This window comes from Vibrio sp. VGrn 2, assembly GCF_009361695.1.
GTDB classification, from domain to species: Bacteria; Pseudomonadota; Gammaproteobacteria; order Enterobacterales; family Vibrionaceae; genus Vibrio; species Vibrio diabolicus.
In genome coordinates, this window is the sequence record NZ_RBWD01000037.1 from 1 (window position 1) to 3,350 (window position 3,350).

4 protein-coding genes and 1 pseudogene are annotated in these 3,350 nt (G+C 41.8%); all 5 read left to right on the forward strand.

Features of this window, described 5'->3' with window-relative positions; all coding sequences use genetic code 11:
* Positions 1 to 322: 322 nt before the first annotated feature.
* Positions 323 to 832, forward strand: a complete 510-nt coding sequence (locus tag D8S93_RS24675; protein WP_319803081.1) for a GNAT family N-acetyltransferase — start codon at positions 323 to 325, stop codon at positions 830 to 832.
* A gap of 143 nt (positions 833 to 975) precedes the next feature.
* Complete coding sequence (locus tag D8S93_RS24685) at positions 976 to 1,485, forward strand: GNAT family N-acetyltransferase (protein ID WP_319803081.1); 510 nt, start codon at positions 976 to 978, stop codon at positions 1,483 to 1,485.
* Positions 1,486 to 1,624: 139 nt separating this feature from the next.
* Positions 1,625 to 2,119 carry a GNAT family N-acetyltransferase gene (locus tag D8S93_RS24695; protein ID WP_005377068.1) on the forward strand — a complete coding sequence of 165 codons (495 nt, stop codon included), beginning with the start codon at positions 1,625 to 1,627 and terminating at the stop codon, positions 2,117 to 2,119.
* A 168-nt stretch (positions 2,120 to 2,287) separates the two neighbouring features.
* Positions 2,288 to 2,566, forward strand: coding sequence for a hypothetical protein (locus tag D8S93_RS24700; protein ID WP_152816211.1), 279 nt, complete (start codon positions 2,288 to 2,290; stop codon positions 2,564 to 2,566).
* A 686-nt stretch (positions 2,567 to 3,252) separates the two neighbouring features.
* Positions 3,253 to 3,350: pseudogene (locus D8S93_RS25400) on the forward strand (GNAT family N-acetyltransferase); the annotation flags it as partial.

The window sequence follows — 3,350 nt, forward strand, 5'->3', positions numbered from 1 at the left end:
AAGTTGCAAGTATGATCGACAGTTCTTCAAGCATTAGCTTTGATGGTGATGAAGCACATCCTTACTTGGCGTTTCTGAGTGGTGACAGTGATAATGAGTTAGTTCATTTGGGAGGTAATTCCACGTGCCATGAAATGGTGTATGGTATTTTAAATGCAATGTTTGAAGACAGCATATAACAAACTGTTCAAGAGGGATTCGCAACGCGTGGCATTTTCACTATGCGTTGGTTTTAGTGTTTAAGGCGGTATGCGGCGGCTCTTGTATTGCGTTGCTCACCCCTTAACAGGGCGTTATAAAGCTCGAAGAAAAAGGAAATTTCGTGGAAATTCGAACAGGTAAACTTGAAGATGTTGCTGGTATCACCGACATCTTTAATTTTTATATTGAGCACACTAATGCACGCTTTGAGGAAGTTCCATTTACTCTGGAAAATCGTCAGAAATGGTTTTCTCAGTTTTCTAGTACTACCAAATATCAACTATATGTAGCCAAAGAAAACGGCGTGTTGCTAGGTTTTGCATGTTCCCAACAGTACAGAGCAATTTCAGCTTTTGACGACACCGTACAAGTGACCGTTTATCTGGCACAAGAAGCTAAAGGGAAAGGTTTAGGTTCTAAACTATATACTCAGTTGTTCTCATCAATTCGTGCTTATGGTGTTCATCGTGTATTGTCGGGTGTTGCATTACCAAACGACGCATCAGTGGCATTACACAAACGGTTTGGTTTCAGAGAAGTCGGAGTTTTCAATGAGTATGCAAAGAAAAATGGACAGTACATTAGCTCGGTGTGGTTAGAAAAGGCGTTTAACGTAGAGTCCGCTTTATAACAAACAATTTAAGAGTGATTCGGCACGCGTAGCATTTTTACTATGCGTTAGTTTTAGTGTTTAAGGCGGTATGCGGCGGCTCTTGTATTGCGTTGCTCACCCCTTAACAGGGCGTTATAAAGCTCGAAGAAAAAGGAAATTTCGTGGAAATTCGAACAGGTAAACTTGAAGATGTTGCTGGTATCACCGACATCTTTAATTTTTATATTGAGCACACTAATGCACGCTTTGAGGAAGTTCCATTTACTCTGGAAAATCGTCAGAAATGGTTTTCTCAGTTTTCTAGTACTACCAAATATCAACTATATGTAGCCAAAGAAAACGGCGTGTTGCTAGGTTTTGCATGTTCCCAACAGTACAGAGCAATTTCAGCTTTTGACGACACCGTACAAGTGACCGTTTATCTGGCACAAGAAGCTAAAGGGAAAGGTTTAGGTTCTAAACTATATACTCAGTTGTTCTCATCAATTCGTGCTTATGGTGTTCATCGTGTATTGTCGGGTGTTGCATTACCAAACGACGCATCAGTGGCATTACACAAACGGTTTGGTTTCAGAGAAGTCGGAGTTTTCAATGAGTATGCAAAGAAAAATGGACAGTACATTAGCTCGGTGTGGTTAGAAAAGGCGTTTAACGTAGAGTCCGCTTTATAACAAACAATTTAAGAGTGATTCGGCACGCGTAGCATTTTTACTATGCGTTAGTTTTAGTGATTAAGGCGGTATGCGGCGGCATCGGTATTGCGTGCCTCACACCTTAATTGGGCGTTATGTGCTTATGAGGAAAATTGACATGGAAGTGATAGAGGCCAACCCTGATTTGGCCCCAATATTAGCGAGTTATGCGAAAGAATGCCTAGAATCGGGTATTCCAAAATATTCGGGTGTGGAGCAAGATCCGACAGCTTATTTGTCAGGTTTGGTCGAACGTTCAAAGGCAATCTCTGAGTTACCAAAGGGATATTTACCTAGCACAACTTACTACTGTGTATCGAACTCCGAAATTTTAGGTGCAGTCCGAGTTCGCAAAGGTACTAATGCCAACGTAGAAAATGTCATTGGTCATATTGGCTACGAAACTAGACCGTCAGCTCGTGGTAAGGGTGTAGCCTCATTTCTGCTTTCTTGGGTGCGAGACCATGTTGTCACTGATTCAGTTATTGTTACTTGCTCAATTGACAATCCCGCATCTCAAAAGGTCATCGAAAACTGTGGTGGTGAATACCTCGGTAACTACACAGATGAGATTGAGGGTACGGTAAGGCGCTACCGTTTAGCACGCACATAACAAAGCATTCAAGAGTGATTCGCAACGCTTGGCAGTTTCGCTTCGCTCAAGTATAGCCAAGCGCCGCTCACACCTTAATGCGGCGTTAGGCGACATGAGATCAACGATAGAGTAGTGATAGTATCTTGGCGTGAATCTAGCTTCAGTTAATAGAAAAGGAGTGGATTAATGAATGGTAAAGCATTTGATAATTGGCAAAAATCTCGAAAGAAAGGATGTTTAAATTGGCTTTTCAGAACAACTTTCGTCACAGCCATTTTGTACATAATTTTTAATGTTATTTTCCTTTATCCATCTTCTGATGCTGTAAGCATTACGATTTTCTTATCGGATAATGCTCTTAATTACTCCATTTACACGATCGGGATGTTTTTCGCATTTTGGGCTATTTGGTTATACAACGAATCTTCGTATGAGAAAGAAGTTAAACGTAGAAATGTCGCCTAACAAACTGTTCAAGAGGGATTCGCAACGCGTGGCATTTTCACTATGCGTTGGTTTTAGTGTTTAAGGTGGTATGCGGTGGCTTTGGTATTGCGTTGCTCACCCCTTAACAGGGCGTTAGTACGGGTTTGACATCAAAGGTCATAAGTTTTGGTGTTTATCTGTTTTGGCGCTCGTCTTTACACCTTTCCGTTAGTGCCTCTCACGTTCTTTCCGGTGGCACTATATGCGTTGTGCTTGCTTTGATTTCACCGTTTACGGTATCTAACTCTTACCCTATTTCTTTGGCGCTTCTTTTCTTTCGTGGTTTTTACTACGTCAGAATTGTCTTTCTTTGGTGCTGCCGTTGGAGTGCGAGGATCGAATCCTTTTCTAATTTGAGCCTGTGAAAGTAGGGCAGGTCAGTGCATTTTTCTTCTAGCCAACTCTCGTCTCTTAATCGAGTTTAAGTTTTGTAGCTGCCCGTCTCACTTCAGTGTTCAAAGCCTTTCATATCATGCCACTTTTCAATATCTTGGAGCGCATAAATAGAAGTAGCGCATGTACTAACAAGTTGCTTAAGAGTGATTCGTAACGCGTGGCATTTTTACTGTGCGGTGGCTTAGGGTGATTAAGGCGCTGTGCGGTAGCTTTTGTATTGCGTTACTCACGCCTTAGCAAGGCGTTATGTGCTTTTGAGGAAAATTGACATGGAAGTAGTAGAAGCGAGTCCAGATTTAGCTCCAATATTAGCGAGTTACGCGAAAGAATGTTTGGAGTCGGGTATCCCTAAGTATTTCGGCGTTGA